This is a genomic window from Winogradskyella eximia, assembly GCF_003386165.1.
In the GTDB taxonomy this organism is placed as follows: domain Bacteria; phylum Bacteroidota; class Bacteroidia; order Flavobacteriales; family Flavobacteriaceae; genus Winogradskyella; species Winogradskyella eximia.
The window spans coordinates 144,232-163,460 of record NZ_QRDV01000001.1 but is presented as its reverse complement, the minus strand read 5'-3'; the positions used below and the strand labels follow the sequence as shown (position 1 = coordinate 163,460).

The window sequence follows — 19,229 nt, the reverse complement described above, 5'->3', positions numbered from 1 at the left end:
TAGCTTTATTTAGTTAAATTAAGCTGATGCATACGGTCTGCAATATTTCGGTCGTTAGATAATCTTGGTATTTTATTTTGTCCTCCTAATTTTCCGATTGATTTCATATAAGTTTGAAATCCGTCTTTTTTAATTTTTGTAAGCTTTAAAGGCCTTAAAACCTTACCTTCAATTAAATCTAAATAATAACTATTTTGTTTCTTTAAAGATTGCTCTAATGCCTCAATTAAAACAGCTTCATTTTCTGGTTCGTTTTCAAACTCTATTAACCATTCGTGGTAAGGTAAACCTTCTACAGGGTTTATTTGAGGTGCAACCGTAAATTCATTAACAGAAATTGAAGTGTTTTCTGTAGCGTCTTTTAGCGCTTGCTCAACTTCTTTACCAATAACATGCTCACCAAAGGCTGAAATAAAATGCTTTATTCTACCGCTTACAATCACTCTATAAGGTTTTAGTGATGTAAACTGAATAGTGTCTCCAATATTGTATGCCCAAAGTCCGGCAGTAGTAGAAATAATCATTACATAATTTACGCTTAACTTTACATCTGCAATAGTGATGCGCTTTGGGTGCTCTTCAAAAAAATGTTCTGCTTCTACAAACTCGTAAAAAATGCCTGAATTTAACTGAAGTAACATGCCTCTTTCATTCTGCTTATCTTGAAATGCAAAAAAGCCTTCACTTGCAGGATATAGTTCTATACTATCTACTTTTCTCCCTATTAAATTCTCGAATTTAGCTCTGTAAGGTTCGTAATTTACACCTCCAAAAATAAAAAGGTTGAAATTTTTAAAAAGGTCACCTACGTTCTTTCCTGATTTTTCAATTAACTTTTCAAAATACATTTGCACCCAAGACGGAATCCCAGAAATGATACTCATATCCTCATTTATAGTTTCATCAACTACAGCTTCAACCTTAGTTTCCCAATCATCAATACAATTAGTTTCTAAACTGGGCATTCTATTTTTTTGAAGATATTTAGGCACATAATGTGCTACAATTCCTGATAATCTACCAAGTTTAATGCCGTTCTTTTCCTCTAAAATTGGGCTTCCTTGAAGAAAAATCATTTTACCATCAACAAACTTTGCATTTCCTGTTTCGTGGATATACATTAAAATTGAATTTCTAGCCGCTTCTACATGTGTTGGCATGCTTTCCTTTGTAATAGGAATGTATTTTGCTCCAGAAGTTGTGCCCGAAGTTTTAGCAAAATAAAGAGGTTTACCTTTCCAGAGTACATCTTCCTCACCTGCAACAACACGTTCTACATACGGTTTTAACTCTTCGTAATCCCTTACAGGAACATTAGCTTGAAATTCTTTATAAGATGTTATTGAACTAAACTTATGATCTTTTCCAAATGCAGTGTGTTTTGCTTCTGAAATTAAATTCTTAAAAACTTTTTGTTGTGTTTCTATAGGTTTAGATGACCATTTCTGAATACGCTTTGCAACGAATTTTGCAAATGGTTTAGAAAGTGCGGCTTTAAGTGATGCCATTATTCAAAATTGATAAAATTAGTTGGATTTACAGAATATCCTTTGCTCCATAATTCAAAATGAAGATGTGGTCCTGTAGTTAATTCTCCGGCATTACCAGACATGGCTATAACTTCTCCTGCTTTTACCAAATCGCCTTGTGTTTTTGTAATGGCAGAATTATGTTTATAAACCGAGATTAACTCTCTATTGTGCTCTATTATCACCACATAACCCGTTTCTACAGTCCATTCAGCAAAAATAACCGTACCATCAGTAGTTGCCTTTACAGGAGTATTAACAGGTACAACAATATCTACAGCATAATGTTTTTCTTCTAGGTTATAGCCTTCAGAAATTGTACCATTTACAGGTGAAAATAATACGTAATTAGATTGGTCTCCAGACACCTCAAATAAATTGTATTTGTCTTCTTTATCAATTTTTTCTCTTAATAAAGAATCTTCTCGGTTAGTTGGTACTTGCAAAATGTCGAGATCATTTTTAGCTGCATTTATTAAAGAATCTCTATTAAATTCTAAAGTAGCCACATCTCCTGTTAACACTTTTCGTATTGAAGCGTAGTATCGTTTATTCAATTCTAATTCTTGTACAAGAGAATCCGTCTTGTAATTTAATATGGTCGCTTTCTTTTTTAATTTAGAAGAAGAATAACCTGGAATGTATTCTCTTAATGGAGTAAAAGCAATCAATAAAACGGTAAAGAAAACGAGTGATATCGCAGAAAGAGACGTAAGAATAAAAACGTTTAGACGCGTTAGTTTAATAGCAAAACGTTCTTCAAAAGTATCCTCATTTAGTATGACTAAACGATACTTATGAAGCAATTTCTTAGTGAATTTTTTTTCTTTTTTTTTCTTTTTTGCCATCAAAACAAAATTAGTTAAAATACTGAAATAGTACCACGATAAACTCTTAAAGTTGACTAAATATCACTATTATTAAACTATAATTACTAACTTTGCAGTCTAAATTAAAAGTTATGATTTTTAATAATATAATTTTATTCATTGGACCATGGCAATATGTCATTATTGGTTTAGCAATACTTTTGTTATTTGGAGGTAAAAAAATCCCTGAACTAATGAAAGGATTAGGAAGTGGAATTAAGGAATTTAAAGATGCTAGTAAGGAAAAAGATTCTCCGGAAAATAAAGAATAAATAAACACTTATTAGATAGAATAAAAAAAGCCAACTATTATTTAGTTGGCTTTTTTTATTACTTAATTGTAATGGATTTGATCATTGCTTCAAGTTCAAAGATGTAATCTCGTTTCTCTAGAGATGGTGCATATACGTAACCATCTGCAACTAAATAACGATTGTTAATTTTATCTTCAATAGCATAGGTTATAAATGGACCTGCCATTGTAAAACCATTCATTTCCCACATACCTCTTACCTCGTAAGCAGGCTTATTATCTATAATTGTAGAAAACATTGAAGGTGCATACTTATCTTCTACAACCATGTAAATACCGTCTTCACCTGGAATTTTAGTTTTAGTAACAGCATTTCGCATTTTTACAATATCTACAATAGTACTATCACCATTAGAAATGGTTTCTAATGGTACTTCATAGAGCATTAATTCTATAGTTTTAGAATTACTAAGGTTTTTACGTAACCAGAAAAAATCGTCATCTGACTTACTAATTCTGTATGCTGAAGGAATATCTATTGCTATGCCTAGCTTTTCTTCTACGGCTTGGTCTGCTAATAACGATAGATTAATTCGTCTCAATTTCTCTTTGACTTCTTCTTTATTAAAAGCATCAATTATTTTATCACGGTTTTCTTCTAACTGCGCAATGATATCTTTATCTGTTTTACCAGCAACTACAGCAACGGTTTGAGGTTTAGCAAACGGATTGTTTACTATTTTAGTGGTCGCTTCAACATTTGATTTTTCAATTTTAAGCACTATTCTACTTCGCGCAGCAAAACCATCAAAAACCTGAGGTGGAATCTGTTTCATACTAAACATTGGCTCATCAGTTGGTAAACCATTTAAAGGAGCTGCAAAAATGTTTCGAATATTTTCTCCTACATTTCCTTCCCATAAAATATTATCAGCAACAATAGAAATAGAATTCAAATTTCCGTTAGATGCAGGTAAATACACTGTATTATCCTCTTTCTTTTTATCTCCACAGGCTAATAACAACGTACAAAACAAAAGGGTATAAAACGTTCTCATAAGATTATTTTTTTTGTTGGTTAAACTATTTAGAAACAATTAATGTCATTCCTATTTTAAGTTTATTACTGCTAATATCATTCCAATCTTTAATATTTTGAACAGAAACTCCAGAAAATTTTTGAGCAATGGTCCAAAGCGAATCACCAGACTTTACTTTGTAGGTTTGCTTTCCTGCTGTATTAACAACTCTTTTTTCTGGTTTTGAAGTATTTGAAGCACCATGAATTCTAGGATAGATTGTTAATCTTTGTCCAATTTTAAGGTCATTTCCCCTCAAGCCGTTCCATTGTTTTAATTGACTCACACGAACACCATACTTTCTCGCAATTTTACCAAGATAATCGCCATTTTGTACACGATATGTAGTTTTGGTATCAGAATTTATGGCTTTAGGTAATGGTTTTTCGCGTTGATTAAACTCTGCATTAGCGAATGCATAAATTCTATCTTCGTTAGTTACAAACGTTCCTACCGCTTCTCTAGGTAATCTTAATGCGTATGTTTTACCCGCAACCTTAGGTATAATATCTAATTTATATGCAGGATTCAAAAACTGTAATTCTTCAATCTTAATTCCTGTGGCCTCAGATACATGATCTAAAGAAATCATTTGTTTTACGTGAACCGTATCCGTTTGAATCAATTGAAACTCGGGACGCTCTGGCCTAAAACCGTGTTCTTCTGCATACTCAAAAATATACATCGTCGCTAAAAATGCCGGAACATAACCTGCGGTTTCTCGCGGTAAATTAGTACGAATATTCCAATAGTTTTTAGAACCTCCAGAACGTCTAATCGCTTTGTTTACATTTCCTGGACCAGAATTATAAGCTGCTAATGCTAAATCCCAATCGTTAAAAATACGATACATTCTTCCTAGATATTCCGCAGCAGCTGTAGTTGATTTTATAGGATCGCTACGATCATCAACATAACTACTCACATCTAAATCGTGTTCTTTTCCTGTGCCATACATAAATTGCCATATGCCTGTGGCACCAACACGAGAACGTGCTCTTGGTTTTAAAGCAGATTCTACAATCGCCAAATACTTCATTTCTAAAGGAATGTCATGATTGTCAAATGCTTGCTCAAACATTGGAAAATAAAAATGGCTTAATCCCATTAAGCGCTCTAAAGATCCTCTTCTGTGTTTTAAATAACCTTTTATTACACTTTCTAAAGACTCATTATACTCAACATTAAAAGGTGTTCTAGCATTAAGACGTGCTAATCTTGCTTTTAAGGTATCTGTTGAAAGCTCTGGGTAATCAACTGGCTCATATTTTAACTCCGTAACCGATTTATAAATTGTATCGAAAAGCGAATTGCTATACAGCTCTTCTAGCCACTTTTTATCTAATTCAGCGGCTTCAGGTAAATCTTTAAGACTTTTTACACCTGATGTGTCTACCTCTGCATGAATCTTTTTTTCTGTTGCAAAGAGCTTGCCATCAATTACAGAATTTTTGTTTGAAATTACTTCGGATGGCTTTTTTGTAATGCTATCCGTCTTAACTTGGGAAAATCCACTATATAGCGTACAGCAAAAAAAAGCCAATAAAAAAGTTCTTAATTTCATGGTTTACAAAAATTGATTCGTAATATGTGTGCAACGTATTCTAAACGCTGAAAGTGCTAAAAATAGTATTTTTTTACTACTAATCTAATATAGCGGCTATTCCTGGTAAGGTTTTACCCTCTAAGCTTTCGAGCATAGCTCCTCCACCTGTACTAACGTAACTTACTTTGTTTTCAAAACCAAATTGTTTTACAGCTGCAACGGAGTCTCCACCTCCAACTAAAGAAAATGCTCCATTTTTAGTGGCGTTTGCTATAGAGTTTCCAAGTTCAATAGTGCCTTTAGAGAAATTTTCCATTTCAAACACACCTAATGGACCATTCCAAAGTATCGTTTTACATTCGTTAACAACAGCATCGAAATTTTCAATAGATTTAGGACCAGCATCCAAACCTTGCCAACCATCTGGAATATGCTTAACATCTACCACTTGAGTATTAGCGTCATTACTAAAAGCATCAGCTGCAATTACATCTACTGGTAAATGAATTTTTACCCCTTTTGCTTCGGCTTGTTTTAAAATATCTAAAGCCAATTCCATTTTATCGTCTTCGCAAATAGAATCTCCAATGCTTCCGCCTTGAGCTTTAATAAACGTAAACGTCATACCACCTCCAATAATTAAGTGATTAACTTTATCTAATATGTTTTCAATTATTGTAATTTTTGAAGATACTTTTGCACCACCAAGAACGGCTAAAACAGGTTTTTCTCCATCTTCCATCACCTTTTTAATACTCTCAATTTCCTGTGCTAAAAGGCTTCCGAAACATTTGTTTTCTGGGAAAAATTCTGCCACAATAGTTGTAGAAGCATGTGCTCTATGCGCAGTACCAAAAGCATCGTTTACATAGATATCTCCTAGTTTAGACAATTGCTTTGCAAAATCTCTATCTCCTTTTGTTTCTTCTTCGTGAAAACGTAAATTTTCAAGTAATAAAATTTCTCCTGGTTGTAAAGCATTAGCCATTTTTTCAGCTTCTGGACCAACACAGTTTGGTGAAAATTTCACTTCTACACCCAATATGTCTTCAATCTTATTTACAATATGTTTTAACGAAAATTCTTCTTGCACACCTTTTGGCCTCCCTAAATGCGACATTAAAACACAGCTACCACCATCTTCTAAAATTTTAATAATTGTTGGTTTTGCAGATACAATTCTCGTTGCGTCTGTTACCTCAAATTTATCATTTAATGGTACATTAAAATCTACGCGGATTAATGCTTTTTTATCTTTAAAATTGAAATCGTTTAATGTCTTCATGAGCGTATAATAAGATGTGAAAAAAAAATTATTTTGAAGAACAAATATAAAGAATAGAAACAGAAATATTTTATATAGTTTTGCTTTATGTTATTTTCTGAAGTATTAGGTCAAAAACACATAAAAAATCACCTCACCACAAGTGTAGATGCAGGGAGAATTGCCCATGCACAATTATTTGTTGGTCCAGAGGGATCCGGAACACTGCCAATGGCTTTGGCATATGCACAATATATTTTGTGTAATAACTCTAATGGAGAAAACACAGGCGGAAATGATTCTTGTAATATAAAATTTAAAAATTTTTCGCATCCAGATTTACATTTTGCTTTTCCTGTTACAACTAGCGATAAAGTAAAAAGTAAGCCAGTTTCAAGTTTCTATCTCGAAGAATGGAGACAACTCCTAGACCAGCAACCTTACGGCAACTTATTTGATTGGTATAAACTACTTGGTGTAGATAATAAACAAGGACAAATTGGTGTGGAAGAGGCCTTACAGATTGTTAAGTCTCTTGCTTTAAAATCTTATGAAGGTGGCTACAAAGTGATGATTATTTGGATGGCTGAAAAAATGAACACTGCCAGTGCCAACAAATTGTTGAAATTAATTGAAGAGCCCCCAGAAAAAACCATATTTATTCTTATTGCCGAAGATGAAGAGCAAATAATTAACACCATAAAATCGCGTTGCCAAATTTTACATTTTCCTCCATTAGCGGAAGAGGCCATTTGTGAAGCATTAGTTAAGAACTATCAAATTGAGCAATCTGAGGCGATAAAAATTGCGCATCAATCTAACGGCAATTATAACAAAGCTTGCGATTTAATTTATCACGATAGTGAAGATATTCAGTTTGAAAAATGGTTTGTTTTTTGGATTCGTGCAGCATTTAAAGCTAGAGGAAATAAAGCTGCCATTCACGATTTAATTTCTTGGTCTGAAGAAATTGCTAAAACAGGGCGTGAAACACAAAAAAAATTCCTCAATTTTTGTTTAAACTATTTTAGACAAGCATTACTACTTAATTATAAAGCAGAAGAGTTGGTGTATTTGGAGCCAAAATCCGAAGATTTTAAACTTTCAAAATTTGCGCCTTTTGTTCACGACTCTAATATTCTAGAAATATCAGATGAACTACAGGATGCTATTTACCATATAGAGCGTAATGGAAATTCTAAGATTGTGCTCACCGATTTATCAATTAAATTGACCCGATTACTACATAAGAAATCGGGTTAAAAATCCTGTAATAGATTAAAAGCTTAACTTAAATAATTACTCAAATGTATAAGTTAAAGTATCATATTCCGATAATCTAAAGAATCCAAAAGCATAATTGCTTTCATTGGTTAGGTTTATACAATTCCCTCTTAATTCTGCTGGCACTGAACTAAAAGGATCACCTCCTGCATAGTACTGGTCTATTAATAAACTGATGTAATTGTAATATCCTTCAGAAACTCCATACAATTCTATATCTACTACATCTCCGGCTAAAAATTCAGTTGGGTTACCATCATCATCTTCTTTGTCATTTTCAAAAAAATAATCCATTTCATTACCATTTGAAAACTCATCTGATATGCTTGATAAATCTGGAAAATTCTCTTGTTCTTCAGAAAACCTAATGAAATAGAAGTTCTCTTCGTCTATTGGGTCATTCCAATAAATTGAAACATCTAAAACTTCATCATCAAATCCTCCTTCAAGGGATTGATCAGCTCCATTTATTGCCGGAACTGCAACTAAAGTCTCAGTTGCTTTATAAATTTCATCATTGTATAAGACTTCTAAAGTATAGGTATTATTAACTACAGGAACAAAGTTAGAAATGGTATATGTGCCATCATTTTGATCTGTAAATATGTATTCTACGTTAGAATCTACATTTGTCACCTTAACAGAAGCACCAACAACGATATTATTAATTGTGGTGTCAAAATAAGGAGTGGATGTACTTAATTTTATTGTTTGGTTATTACCTGTTGTTCCTTTTTGCCAATCTAACGAGGCTTCAATAACCAATCGTTCTGTTGCAGTTGGCACTTCTACATCTATAACATCGCTACAAGATATAAGACCTATTGACATTAAAATTAATAATGATTTTATAAACTTTTTCATGATATTAAAATTTAAAATTATAAGTAACTGAAGGTATTATCCCAAAAATAGCTGTTCTGGTTGCTTCATTTTCTCCGGTATCTTCATTTTGATTAAATGAAATAGAAGCGGCATTTTTTCGATTATAAATATTATATATTCCAAAAACCCATTCTCCTTTCCAACGTCTAGTTGAGCTACTACTCGGTGAGTAGGTCGCAGATACATCTAAACGATGATATGCTGGCAAGCGACTTTCGTTTCTTCCTTTATAACTCGCAATTGATAAGTCTTCATAAGTATATTGACTGTTAGGATATGTTACCGGTCTACCTGTTTGGTATACCAAATTACCACTAAAGCTCCATTTATCATTGAATTCGTAGATTCCTGTAAGTGAAATATCGTGTGTTCTATCGTATGCAGTATTATACCAATTTCCGTAGTTAATTCCTGGACCACCAGCTTTTCCTCCAAGTGTTCTTTGTTCTGATTTAGATAATGTATAAGCTAGCCATCCGGTAAACTTCCCTTCATTTTTTCGTAATAATACTTCTAGCCCATACGCTCTTGCCTCACCATTTAATATTTCGGTTTCTATGGTGTTTGTTCCTATTAAATTTGAACCATCAACATAATCTATTCTATTTTTTGTGGTTTTATAATAGGTTTCTACCTCTAATGAATACTTACTGTCATTAATATTTTTATAGTAGCCTAAAGCATATTGATTTGATTTTTGTGGCTTAATATATTTACCACTTGGTGTCCAAACATCTAAAGGTGTAACAGAAGCCGTGTTAGACAATAAATGCAAATACTGTGCGGTTCTAGTATAGCTTGCTTTTAACGAAGAAGATTCGTTTAGTTGATAAGAAAGCCCAAATCTAGGTTCGAAATTATTAAAGGTCTCTATAGACTCACTTTTCTTATAAAAAGTTTCACCTATCTCCTCACCTTCTTCGTAGATTCCTATTTCGTTATTATAGACTACAGGTTGATCATTTAAATAGGTCGTCATGTTTTGACCACCTAGCCTAGAAAATCTGCTAAATCGTAATCCATATTGTGCTGTTAATTTATCTGTTACTTTATGCTCAGCGCTTACATATAAGCCACTTTCAAAAGCCCTTTTTTGTTCTAATTTTAAATAGTTTATTGGTGAATTTTCTGAGGTTGGCTTAACTATTCCTGGATTTAAATTGTACAAAATGCCACTAGCACCAAAATCTAATTTTATATTTTCATTGAGATAATAGCCAAAATCATACTTCAAATTATAATTTTTAATATCCGCTATCCAATCTAATTCTATAAAATCTAAAATTATTTGATAATCATACTTACTATAAATTAAGGATAAGTTAGAAAATAATTTATCATTATAAACATGATTCCATCGCAAGTTCCCAGTAGTATTTCCATATTGATTTTCAATTATGTTTGCGATATCAAAGACATCTCTTCCAAAATAACCCGATAAATAGACACGGTTATTTTTATTTATTTCATAATTGGTCTTTAAATTAATATCGTAAAAAGAGAGCTTACTATCTTCTATATCTTCAATTAAAGGCATAAATAAATGTGCATAAGACGTTCTACCAGCAACAATAAAAGAACCTTTCTTATTAAACAAAGGCGCCTCAACGGCTAACCGACTCGATATTAAACCGATACCACCATTTAAAGTGAGTTTTTTACTGTTTCCATCTTTTTGTCTAATATCTAAAACCGACGATACGCGACCGCCAAATTTAGCTGGAATATCACCTTTATAAAGCTTAATATCCTTAATAGCATCTGTATTAAATACCGAAAAGAAGCCGAAAAAATGAGAAGTATTATAAATTATAGCCTCATCTAATAACACTAAGTTTTGATCTGCAGCTCCGCCTCTAACATTAAATCCTGCTGATCCTTCACCACCATTAGTAACTCCTGGGAGCATTTGAATAGATTTAATTACATCTATCTCACCTAAAACGGCAGGCATTTGCTTTATAGTAGAAGCGTTAAGCTTAGAAACACTCATTTGAGGTTTCTTAATATTTACACGCTCTGGCTCATCTGAAGTAATAAGAACTTCATCTAGCTGTGTCAAAGATTCCTTAATCTCAAAATTGAGAGTTTCATCTATATCCAAGCTAATTTCTTGAGAAATGTCTTCAAAACCTACATAAGAAACTATTAACGTATAGTTTCCTTTTGGTGCAGTTATGGAGTAAAATCCATACTCATTAGTTGTTGCTCCAATAGTAGTTCCTTTAAGAAAAACAGAGGCGCCAAATACAGTTTCCCCATTGTTAAAATCCTTTACTGTTCCTCTAATTGTGTGGCTTTCTTGAGCAAGAATAACACCACTAAATATTAGAAAAATTCCTAAAAAAAAGTGTTTCATTGATGTTTTTTGATTGGTTGATTTATTCTATAGACGATACAAATACCTATTCGTTACAGACATAAAGATTAAAACGTAAATTATTTATAATTATTAACACTAATAGAAAAATTAACAGAATTTAAAACAAATGGCTTATCTACAGAACCAAAAAAGCCAAGCTGAATTAGCTTGGCTTTTAATATGTATTATAAACAAATAATTACTTCTCAGTAGTAGCTTCAACTTCAGATTTATCTTCTGTTTTAGTCTCTTTTTCTCCATAAGCAGCGTTAATAGCTTTTGTAACTGCTTCAGAAATATCATTCTCTTCTTTTCCGAACATTACACTACCAGCTTCATTTTTTCCCAAAATATAAGTGTAACCATTCTTTTTACCGTAATCATTAACAAATGTATTCACCTTAGAAATTACAGAATCCATTTCTACACTAAATAATTGTTGCATTTGTTGTTGCTCATATTGAAACTGTTGTTGTAACCCTTGCTGTTTTTGAGTTAAACTTTGATACATTTCTTGACGTGCTTTAGCAGATAACGATTGTTCTTTAGCTTGAAACGCTTGTGCTTCTGCTTGAAAAGCTTTACCAATACTATCCATTCTTAATTTAAACACTTCATCCTTTTGCTTAAACTTATCTTCGATATCAATTTTCATTTGATAGTCATTAATAACTTTTCCATTATCAACGAAAGCAATTTTCTGTTGTTCTTGACAAGATGCTAATGCAACTAATACTGTTAAACTTAAAATTATTTTTTTCATTTTTATTTTCGATTTAATTTTTGCAAATGTATAAAAGTTACTTTGTGATTACACTAATTTTTTAACTATTGATGTTTTCTATGATTATTTTTACTTGTAATTATTAAAATCAATTAAAAATGACGCCGTATAAAGGCTTCTAAGCACACTTTAAGATTGAGCGACGTTATTCCAAGTTTATGTACAAGATATAAAAAGAGCGTTGCTTATATTAAGATTTAGCATTCTGTAAGACATAAATATGCGAAGAATACTCCTTAGAGTGTTTTGCCTTACGATTTGATTGCCATCCTATCCAAAATGCTTTGATGGGATTCATAAATCCTGATTTATATTTTTCGGAAAGTAAACAGACATAATATGCATCAAATTTCATTGGTAAGGTTTTTACCAATGTCATATTCTTAGTTGTAAATAATTCTGAAATTGAAATTTTAGAAAAATGCCAAAGATGTCTTGGCACATCAAAAGCTGCCCAAAAGTTTTTATAATATTCTGCATCGTAACTTTTATAATTAGGAACAGCAATTACCAAAGTGCCATTTGTTTTTAAAAGTGATTTAAATAATGTAGTATGCATTTCTAAATCTGGTAAATGTTCTAAGACATGCCAAAGTGTAATAACGTCAAAACTATTAGGTTTTAGTTTTACTAATTCCTTAGTTTCAAAAACAGAATTATTAGTTTTTGAATTTGCTATTTTACGCGCGCTTTCGTTTGGTTCAATTCCTGTAACCTTCCAATTATCATTTAAAGCCGTTTGTAAAAAATCACCTGTTCCGCATCCAATATCCAATAATGATTTAGTATCTGACTTAAAAGAATTAATCAATTTCAATTTTCGCTTTAGAGAAATTTCCCTCACTTTGTGGTATGCAAATTCTAATAGATTTCGCTTCGTATCTGTGTGCGAAATATAGTCTTCACTTTTATAATATTCAGACAACTTTTCTCCCTTTGGTTGAGGAAAAGTTTCTAACATATCAAGTTCCTTATTATATAATAATTGGAACTGGTCGCGAGAAACCGAATGATCTTTTAGGGTTAGGTATGTTTGTTTATTGTTTGGCACTAATTCGATGGTAATTATTGTTTATCAAATATCAATTTTGCGTTAAAAAAAAAATATTCTTCTAATATTAATCAGTTTTCTAACATCCCTAGATTCTCCTTAAGGGGATAATTTATAAATTAAAAATTTTACTAGCTGATAATAAAAGGTGTTTTTTAAACAAATATTTACAATCAGAATTACTAAAACATTGTTAGAACTATTCTCCCCTTGAGGGGATTCTAGGGGTGTATTTTTATACTAAATAAACAATTGTTTCACGTGGAACATTATTTTATCTTCCTAAATAAACAAGTAAAACAGAAATATCATTAGGTGAAACTCCACTAATTCGAGATGCTTGAGAAATGGTTACTGGTTTAATTTTATCTAATTTTTGCCTAGCCTCTATACTCATGGATTTCAATTTTGAATAATCAAAATCAGCAGGAATCTTTAAATTTTCCAATCGATTTAATTTATCAGCATTGTTCTTTTCCTTCTCAATATACCCAGCATATTTCACTTGAATTTCGGTTTGCTCTATCACTTCATTATCTAAATCATTAGCCTGAATATAATTCTCTACAGCTTCAAATTTACGTACATCATCTATTGTAATATTTGGTCGAGCATATAACTTAAACATTTTATCTTGCTGCTTAACGGTTGCAGAATTCTTAGATTCTAAAACAGGATTAGCTTCATCTGGTGTTATACTTGTATCTTTAAAAAACTGCACAAAAGCTTCAGATTTAGATTGCTTTTCTTCCATACGCTTTAATCGTTTTTCCGATGCTAAACCTAAACCATAACCTTTTGGTGTTAACCTAAAGTCTGCATTATCTTGCCTTAAAAGCGTTCTATATTCTGCACGAGATGTAAACATTCTATAAGGCTCTTCAGTACCTTTTGTAATTAAGTCATCTATCAAAACGCCAATATAAGCTTCATCACGCTGTAATGTAAACGCTTCCTTTTCTTGCACTTTTAAACACGCATTAATACCAGCCATCAAACCTTGAGAAGCTGCTTCTTCGTAACCCGTAGTTCCATTTATCTGACCAGCGAAATATAAGCCCTCAACTAACTTAGTTTCTAATGTGTGCTTTAATTGGGTTGGTGGAAAATAATCGTATTCAATTGCATAACCTGGTCTAAAGAATTTTACGTTTTCAAAACCAACCACAGAACGCAATGCTTTAAACTGAACATCTTCTGGTAACGACGTAGAGAACCCATTTATATAATATTCGCATGTATTCCACCCTTCTGGTTCTACAAATAATTGATGTCTATCCTTATCAGCAAATCGATTAATTTTATCTTCAATAGAAGGACAATATCTTGGACCAACACTTTTAATTCGACCGTTAAACATTGGTGAACGGTCAAAACCTTCACGCAATAAATCATGGACCGCTTCACTCGTATAAGTCAAATGACAAGAACGCTGATGTGTTAGTGGTTTTGTAATATCCAAATATGAAAATTTTTCAGGATTCTCATCACCAGGTTGTTCAACCATTTTTGAAAAATCTAAAGAACGACCATCAACTCTTGGTGGTGTTCCTGTTTTCATTCTTCCAGATTCGAAACCTAAATTTACAAGTTGTTCTGTAATTCCGGTTGCCGCTCTTTCACCTGCTCTTCCTCCTCCAAAATTCTTATCACCAATATGAATTAATCCATTTAAAAAAGTTCCATTAGTAAGCACAACCGACTTTGCTCTTACCTCAACTCCAAGAGATGTTTTTACACCAACCACTTTGTGATTTTCAACAATAAGACCAGATACCATCTCTTGATAGAAATCAAGATTTTCGGTTCCTTCTAAAAGCATTCTCCAATCTTCCGCAAAACGCATTCTATCAGATTGCACTCTAGGACTCCACATTGCAGGTCCTTTAGATTTATTAAGCATCTTAAATTGTATAGCAGATGTGTCTGAAACGATTCCGCTATAACCTCCAAGCGCATCAATCTCTCTTACAATTTGTCCTTTTGCTATTCCTCCCATTGCAGGATTACAAGACATCTGAGCGATGTTTTGAAGATTCATGGTAATCAATAATGTTTTGCTTCCCATATTTGCAGCAGCCGCAGCAGCTTCACTTCCTGCGTGACCTGCACCAACAACTATAACATCATATTCTTCGTTAAACATATTGAACTTTATTTTGTTCCACGTGGAACAATTAAATTATTAAAATTTTGGATTTGCAAATATACGCTGAAATCGTGACTATAGATTTCGCTTTGCTAAGTAGTAATCCTCTTTAGACCTCATCATCTTTTCATCGTCTTCCGATTTATCTTTGTAACCACAATAATGCAGCACTCCATGAATGATTACTCGCGCCATTTCATCATCAAAAGATACTTTAAAATCTGAAGCATTTTCCTTCACTCTATCCACTGAAATATAAATATCACCATGTAGTTCTTTTCCTACTGAATAATCGAAGCTAATAATGTCCGTTAGTGTATCGTGATTTAAGAAATCAACATTCAATTTGTGTAAATAATCGTCTGAACAAAAAATGTAATTTATCTCTCCTTCTTTACAATGTTCTTCTAAAATGGTATTGCTAATCCAGTCTGAAAAACCTTGTTCTTCGTCTAAATTAAAATCGGTTTCGTAGTTAAAACTAATCATTGGTTTTCTTAAAATACTCTTGAATTTTTTTCTTTAAATGATTTTGCAAAGGTAATGCTTGACGATTTAAAATTTCAGTTGTATTAAAATATTGTTTTGCCGTAGGAATCTGACTTGGATTATTTTGATTAAATTCTTCTTTATTAGTTTCAGATTTACGCTTGGTATCTTGACCTTGCATAAAAGTCGCGTTCTCCATCTTTAATAATTTATGCTGTACATCCATCATTTTTTGAAGCGTTTGGTTTGTAAATCCTGTATTCAACAAATCGAGTTCAATCTCTTCCATTTGCTTTATTAATTGTCCGGCAGATTCAATTTTTCCTTCCTTACCAAGTCTGTCTTCTAGTGCTTGACGCAATAATTGTTGTTTCTGATAAATTTTAAATAATTCTCCATTTTGCTCCTCACTTCCACCTTCGCCATAACCGTCATTTTTTTCGCCTTCACCTTCGCCATTTCCATCACCACCATTTTTACCATCTTTTCCATTCTTGCCCTTACCTTCTCCATTTTTACCTTGACCATCACCTTCTTTCTGTCCACCTTCATTGCCCTCACCTTTCTGTTCACCATTCTTACCAGACTTTCCTCCTTTTCCACCTTTTCCTTGTCCTTCTCCACTCTTACCGTTATCACCGCTTTTACCGTCCTTTCCTTCTTTTCCAGCTTTACCCTTATCACCTGGTTTTTCACCTTCACCTTCTTTTCCATCCTTGCCATCTTTACCAGGCTTCTGTCCATCTCCTTCCTTACCCTTATCGCCTTCTTCACCCTTTTCTCCTTCTTTACCCTCTTCACCTTTCTTTACGCCTTCTTCCATCTTTTTATTGAGTTCTTCTTGACTCATAATAATATCTTCCAATTGAGATTCTCCTTCGCCTTCCCCTTGAGACGGATTCATATCCATTTCCATATTATCTAAAACATCACTTAAAAAACTCGCTAATTCATTAGTAGAAGTTACCGCGTATTGTTGTGCACCAACGCCTTGGTACAATCGATTTTCTGAGAGCTGCTCTAACGCTTTATCAATGTTAAAATAAACCTCTGTAATTTGCGAATTCACTTTTTCAGAAATCTTAGGTTGTCTCAAGGATAAGGCAAACAAACTATCATCTATATGTTCAAAATGTTCTCTTAAATTACTTTGTTGAATAATGTACTTTCCGTAGTTATTATTATTGATTCCTATACTTTCAAAAGTTTCCATAAGAGCCTCTTGGTCGAAGGAATACAGTAACAAATTTTCTAATATTTGACGTAAAGCATCAATATCTTCTGCCGCTTGGTCTCCACCACCTCCTCCACCAGCTGCAGCTTTCTTTAGCATATCACTGATTTCCTTCATTTTCTGAGCAGCTTGCTTTTGCTTCTTTTTAGCTTTTTCTTGCTGTTCTTTAGCCTTTTCAGCATCTTCTTTAGATTCACTATCTTCTTTCTGTTCTAAGGCTTCTTTGGCTTCCTTTTGGTCGAATTTTATCTCATCTTCTAAAAATTCATCTCTCGCAATCTTCATAGGTTTTTGAAGTTGCCTGTCTTCGCGTTTTAAATCTTCTAAATCTTTTTGAAGTTTATCAAACTCCTCGTTCAATTTTTCTTGAGCTTCTTTGGTGTTTTCTTTTTCCTTTTTGGATAATTCTTCTTGTTCTTCTGCTAGTTTTTCTAATTCACTTGAAACTTTCTCAGCTTTTTTCATCACATAGAAACGCTTGGTCAACTCTAAAAGTTGCTTCATGCTACGTTTCTTATTCTTGTTTTGTTTGGCTAATTCTTCGAGTTTTTGTGTGAACTCTTCCTTGTTAATTTTATCCTTTAATTCTTCAAGCTCTTTGAGTAATTCTTCGTCTTTCTTTAATTGTTCTTCATTCTCTTTTAAACGTTCCTTTAAATCTTCTTTAAATTGGTCGTCTTTATTTTCGTCCTTTTGAAATTCTTCTAAATTATCTTGCAGTTTTTTGTTGAAATTTTTCATCAACTGTTCCTGATTTTTCTGACGTTTTAAGAACTCTTCAAATTTCTTCTTGTCATTAAAATTTAGACTTTCTTTTTCCTTTTGGGTTTTAGATAATTCTTCAAGCTTTTTATCTTGTTCTTGAAGTTTATCGAACGTTTTACTGATATCCTTTATCGTTTCGTTCTGTTCATTAAGCTGTTTTTGCTCTTCTTCGTCTTTAGTCAATTTTCGGTAACTAAATGTTGAACTTTTTGTACGCTTATAATTATGTAGTGCATCGTTATCAAAAACTTCAAAATACAATTGGTAGCTTACACCATCTTCTAGATTGAATTGATTTGGAAACGCGCTAACAAACTCACTAAAATTAGACTTTGAAATATTAATAGGCTCTACTACTTTTTTTGATTCATCTTCACTAGGATAATACACCAATTGTAATTTGGTTAAACCATAATCATCACTTGCTTGACCATAGAAATACAAACTTTGTTGGTCTATTGAATCTTTTTGAACCTTGATATTCAACTCTGGATAAATATCCTTTACTACATTAATATTGTACGCCAAATTCTCGTAATCTTTTAAATCACCATTACTTGTTGTAATACTGTAATTGTAATTTTTATAAAGTTGCTTTGATGCTTCAAAATTAACGTTGTCTTTAGACTTAAAACTTAAGGTATCTTCAGCATAAATATGAACACCTGTCGTCGATTTTGTCTTTGCTTTCCAGGTGATTATAGTCCCTTCAGGAATTACAGCAGAACCCGTACTTTTTAAAACTTCATCTTGCTTTTTGGTGTGCGAAGGGTAATCTAACACCATTTCAAAATTCACCAAATTTGGTGTGTTCACTACAGTTAATTTATACGGTTTTGATGTGACATCATTTGCTGATAAGGTAAACTCAACAGCTTCTTTTGGAAGATTGAATGTGTACTGAAATTCGCCAGCTGCAATTTGTTGCAAAAAGTACGATTGACCGTTAAATTTAATTTGTGCGTTCTCAGGAATCACATTTCCTGCAGTTGAAACTTGTAACTTAAAATCTTTATTTTCTATAGCTTGAAGCGATTCATTCAATACAAAAAACTGAAAAGGTGCTGGTGGTTCGTATGCCGTTTTGTAATTAACAACACGTTCGTAACTATCACTAAACCAATTTATTTTTCCGGTAACAAACGACAACAATAAAATAGCAATAGGAATAGCCGCATATTTTAAATATTTGGTATTGGATTTAAAGTTAACGGCTGATTTAAAAGGAATGGGTTGTAACTCTTGCGACTTCTGCTCTATACTTGCTAATAATAAATCGGATTGTTGAGGGCTTTGATTAAGTTGAAGTACGTTTAATAATTTATCGTTCACTTCTGGGAAATGATTTCCTATAAGTTTTGAAGCCGTTTCAAAATTTATGCCTTGTTTTAATTTGAATAAATGTGACAACGGAATGGCTATAAACTTTACGAAGAGTGCTAATTCTACTGCGATAAACATCCAAAATAATATCGTTCTAGCTGTTGGATTAAGCCATAACACATATTCTACGAATAATGTAATTATAAGATATAGTAAACCAATGGCGAAAAATAAGATAGCACCTTTTAATAATTCATTAGTATAATACCTTTTAATGAATTGCTCTAGCTTTTGTTTTATGGTTTCGAAATTGGTCATTCTATATTTAGCTATTAGGCATTAGCTATTAGCCCTTGGCTAATT

The 19,229-nt window shown here is 32.6% G+C and carries 14 protein-coding genes; 2 read left to right on the top strand and 12 right to left on the bottom strand.

The window, feature by feature from the left end; genetic code table 11:
• Positions 1-5: 5 nt before the first annotated feature.
• Positions 6-1,508 carry a GH3 auxin-responsive promoter family protein gene (locus DFQ10_RS00700; RefSeq protein WP_115815511.1) on the bottom strand — a complete coding sequence of 501 codons (1,503 nt, stop codon included), beginning with the start codon at positions 1,506-1,508 and terminating at the stop codon, positions 6-8.
• Complete coding sequence (locus DFQ10_RS00695; protein ID WP_115815510.1) at positions 1,508-2,377, bottom strand: M23 family metallopeptidase; 870 nt, start codon at positions 2,375-2,377, stop codon at positions 1,508-1,510. Before DFQ10_RS00695 ends, DFQ10_RS00700 begins: the two co-directional genes overlap by 1 nt.
• 113 nt (positions 2,378-2,490) lie before the next feature.
• Between DFQ10_RS00695 and DFQ10_RS00690 the strand changes: the two genes are divergently transcribed.
• Entirely contained in the window at positions 2,491-2,670 is a 180-nt protein-coding gene (locus DFQ10_RS00690; protein WP_115815509.1) for a twin-arginine translocase TatA/TatE family subunit, read from the top strand.
• A gap of 58 nt (positions 2,671-2,728) precedes the next feature.
• On the opposite strand, the gene DFQ10_RS00685 is transcribed toward DFQ10_RS00690, so the two are convergent.
• The 3 genes from DFQ10_RS00685 to DFQ10_RS00675 form a co-directional block, all read right to left on the bottom strand.
• Positions 2,729-3,709, bottom strand: a complete 981-nt coding sequence (locus DFQ10_RS00685) for a DUF4837 family protein (RefSeq protein WP_115816402.1) — start codon at positions 3,707-3,709, stop codon at positions 2,729-2,731.
• Between the two features lie 25 nt (positions 3,710-3,734).
• Complete coding sequence (locus DFQ10_RS00680; protein ID WP_115815508.1) at positions 3,735-5,294, bottom strand: LysM peptidoglycan-binding domain-containing protein; 1,560 nt, start codon at positions 5,292-5,294, stop codon at positions 3,735-3,737.
• Between the two features lie 79 nt (positions 5,295-5,373).
• On the bottom strand, positions 5,374-6,561 hold the full coding sequence (locus tag DFQ10_RS00675) for a phosphoglycerate kinase (protein ID WP_115815507.1): 1,188 nt from the start codon (positions 6,559-6,561) through the stop codon (positions 5,374-5,376).
• Positions 6,562-6,648: 87 nt separating this feature from the next.
• Between DFQ10_RS00675 and DFQ10_RS00670 the strand changes: the two genes are divergently transcribed.
• Positions 6,649-7,803 carry a DNA polymerase III subunit gene (locus DFQ10_RS00670; protein WP_115815506.1) on the top strand — a complete coding sequence of 385 codons (1,155 nt, stop codon included), beginning with the start codon at positions 6,649-6,651 and terminating at the stop codon, positions 7,801-7,803.
• Between the two features lie 36 nt (positions 7,804-7,839).
• On the opposite strand, the gene DFQ10_RS00665 is transcribed toward DFQ10_RS00670, so the two are convergent.
• The 7 genes from DFQ10_RS00665 to DFQ10_RS00635 all read right to left on the bottom strand — a co-directional run bounded on the left by DFQ10_RS00665 (position 7,840) and on the right by DFQ10_RS00635 (position 19,184).
• Entirely contained in the window at positions 7,840-8,688 is an 849-nt protein-coding gene (locus DFQ10_RS00665; protein ID WP_115815505.1) for a DUF4249 domain-containing protein, read from the bottom strand.
• Positions 8,689-8,692: 4 nt separating this feature from the next.
• A complete protein-coding gene (locus tag DFQ10_RS00660) occupies positions 8,693-11,068 on the bottom strand; it encodes a TonB-dependent receptor (protein ID WP_115815504.1) in 2,376 nt (791 codons plus the stop codon).
• Between the two features lie 202 nt (positions 11,069-11,270).
• A complete protein-coding gene (locus DFQ10_RS00655; RefSeq protein WP_115815503.1) occupies positions 11,271-11,834 on the bottom strand; it encodes an OmpH family outer membrane protein in 564 nt (187 codons plus the stop codon).
• Positions 11,835-12,045: 211 nt separating this feature from the next.
• Positions 12,046-12,906: a class I SAM-dependent methyltransferase gene (locus DFQ10_RS00650; protein ID WP_245940568.1), complete on the bottom strand. Its 861-nt coding sequence runs from the start codon at positions 12,904-12,906 to the stop codon at positions 12,046-12,048.
• 274 nt (positions 12,907-13,180) lie between these two features.
• Complete coding sequence (gene mnmG / locus DFQ10_RS00645) at positions 13,181-15,052, bottom strand: tRNA uridine-5-carboxymethylaminomethyl(34) synthesis enzyme MnmG (protein WP_115815502.1); 1,872 nt, start codon at positions 15,050-15,052, stop codon at positions 13,181-13,183.
• Positions 15,053-15,130: 78 nt separating this feature from the next.
• Complete coding sequence (gene ybeY, locus DFQ10_RS00640) at positions 15,131-15,544, bottom strand: rRNA maturation RNase YbeY (RefSeq protein ID WP_115815501.1); 414 nt, start codon at positions 15,542-15,544, stop codon at positions 15,131-15,133.
• On the bottom strand, positions 15,537-19,184 hold the full coding sequence (locus DFQ10_RS00635; protein ID WP_115815500.1) for a DUF4175 family protein: 3,648 nt from the start codon (positions 19,182-19,184) through the stop codon (positions 15,537-15,539). The genes ybeY and DFQ10_RS00635 overlap by 8 nt, the downstream gene beginning before the upstream one ends.
• Between the last annotated feature and the right edge of the window lie 45 nt (positions 19,185-19,229).

Coding starts and splice junctions, on each gene's coding strand:
- DFQ10_RS00695 (WP_115815510.1), bottom strand. CDS start 2,377: ATGGCAAAAAAGAAAAAAAAAGAAAAAAAATTCACTAAGAAATTGCTT.
- DFQ10_RS00660 (WP_115815504.1), bottom strand. CDS start 11,068: ATGAAACACTTTTTTTTAGGAATTTTTCTAATATTTAGTGGTGTTATT.
- DFQ10_RS00680 (WP_115815508.1), bottom strand. CDS start 5,294: ATGAAATTAAGAACTTTTTTATTGGCTTTTTTTTGCTGTACGCTATAT.
- DFQ10_RS00700 (WP_115815511.1), bottom strand. CDS start 1,508: ATGGCATCACTTAAAGCCGCACTTTCTAAACCATTTGCAAAATTCGTT.
- DFQ10_RS00665 (WP_115815505.1), bottom strand. CDS start 8,688: ATGAAAAAGTTTATAAAATCATTATTAATTTTAATGTCAATAGGTCTT.
- DFQ10_RS00635 (WP_115815500.1), bottom strand. CDS start 19,184: ATGACCAATTTCGAAACCATAAAACAAAAGCTAGAGCAATTCATTAAA.
- DFQ10_RS00685 (WP_115816402.1), bottom strand. CDS start 3,709: ATGAGAACGTTTTATACCCTTTTGTTTTGTACGTTGTTATTAGCCTGT.
- DFQ10_RS00670 (WP_115815506.1), top strand. CDS start 6,649: ATGTTATTTTCTGAAGTATTAGGTCAAAAACACATAAAAAATCACCTC.
- mnmG (WP_115815502.1), bottom strand. CDS start 15,052: ATGTTTAACGAAGAATATGATGTTATAGTTGTTGGTGCAGGTCACGCA.
- DFQ10_RS00655 (WP_115815503.1), bottom strand. CDS start 11,834: ATGAAAAAAATAATTTTAAGTTTAACAGTATTAGTTGCATTAGCATCT.
- DFQ10_RS00690 (WP_115815509.1), top strand. CDS start 2,491: ATGATTTTTAATAATATAATTTTATTCATTGGACCATGGCAATATGTC.
- DFQ10_RS00675 (WP_115815507.1), bottom strand. CDS start 6,561: ATGAAGACATTAAACGATTTCAATTTTAAAGATAAAAAAGCATTAATC.
- ybeY (WP_115815501.1), bottom strand. CDS start 15,544: ATGATTAGTTTTAACTACGAAACCGATTTTAATTTAGACGAAGAACAA.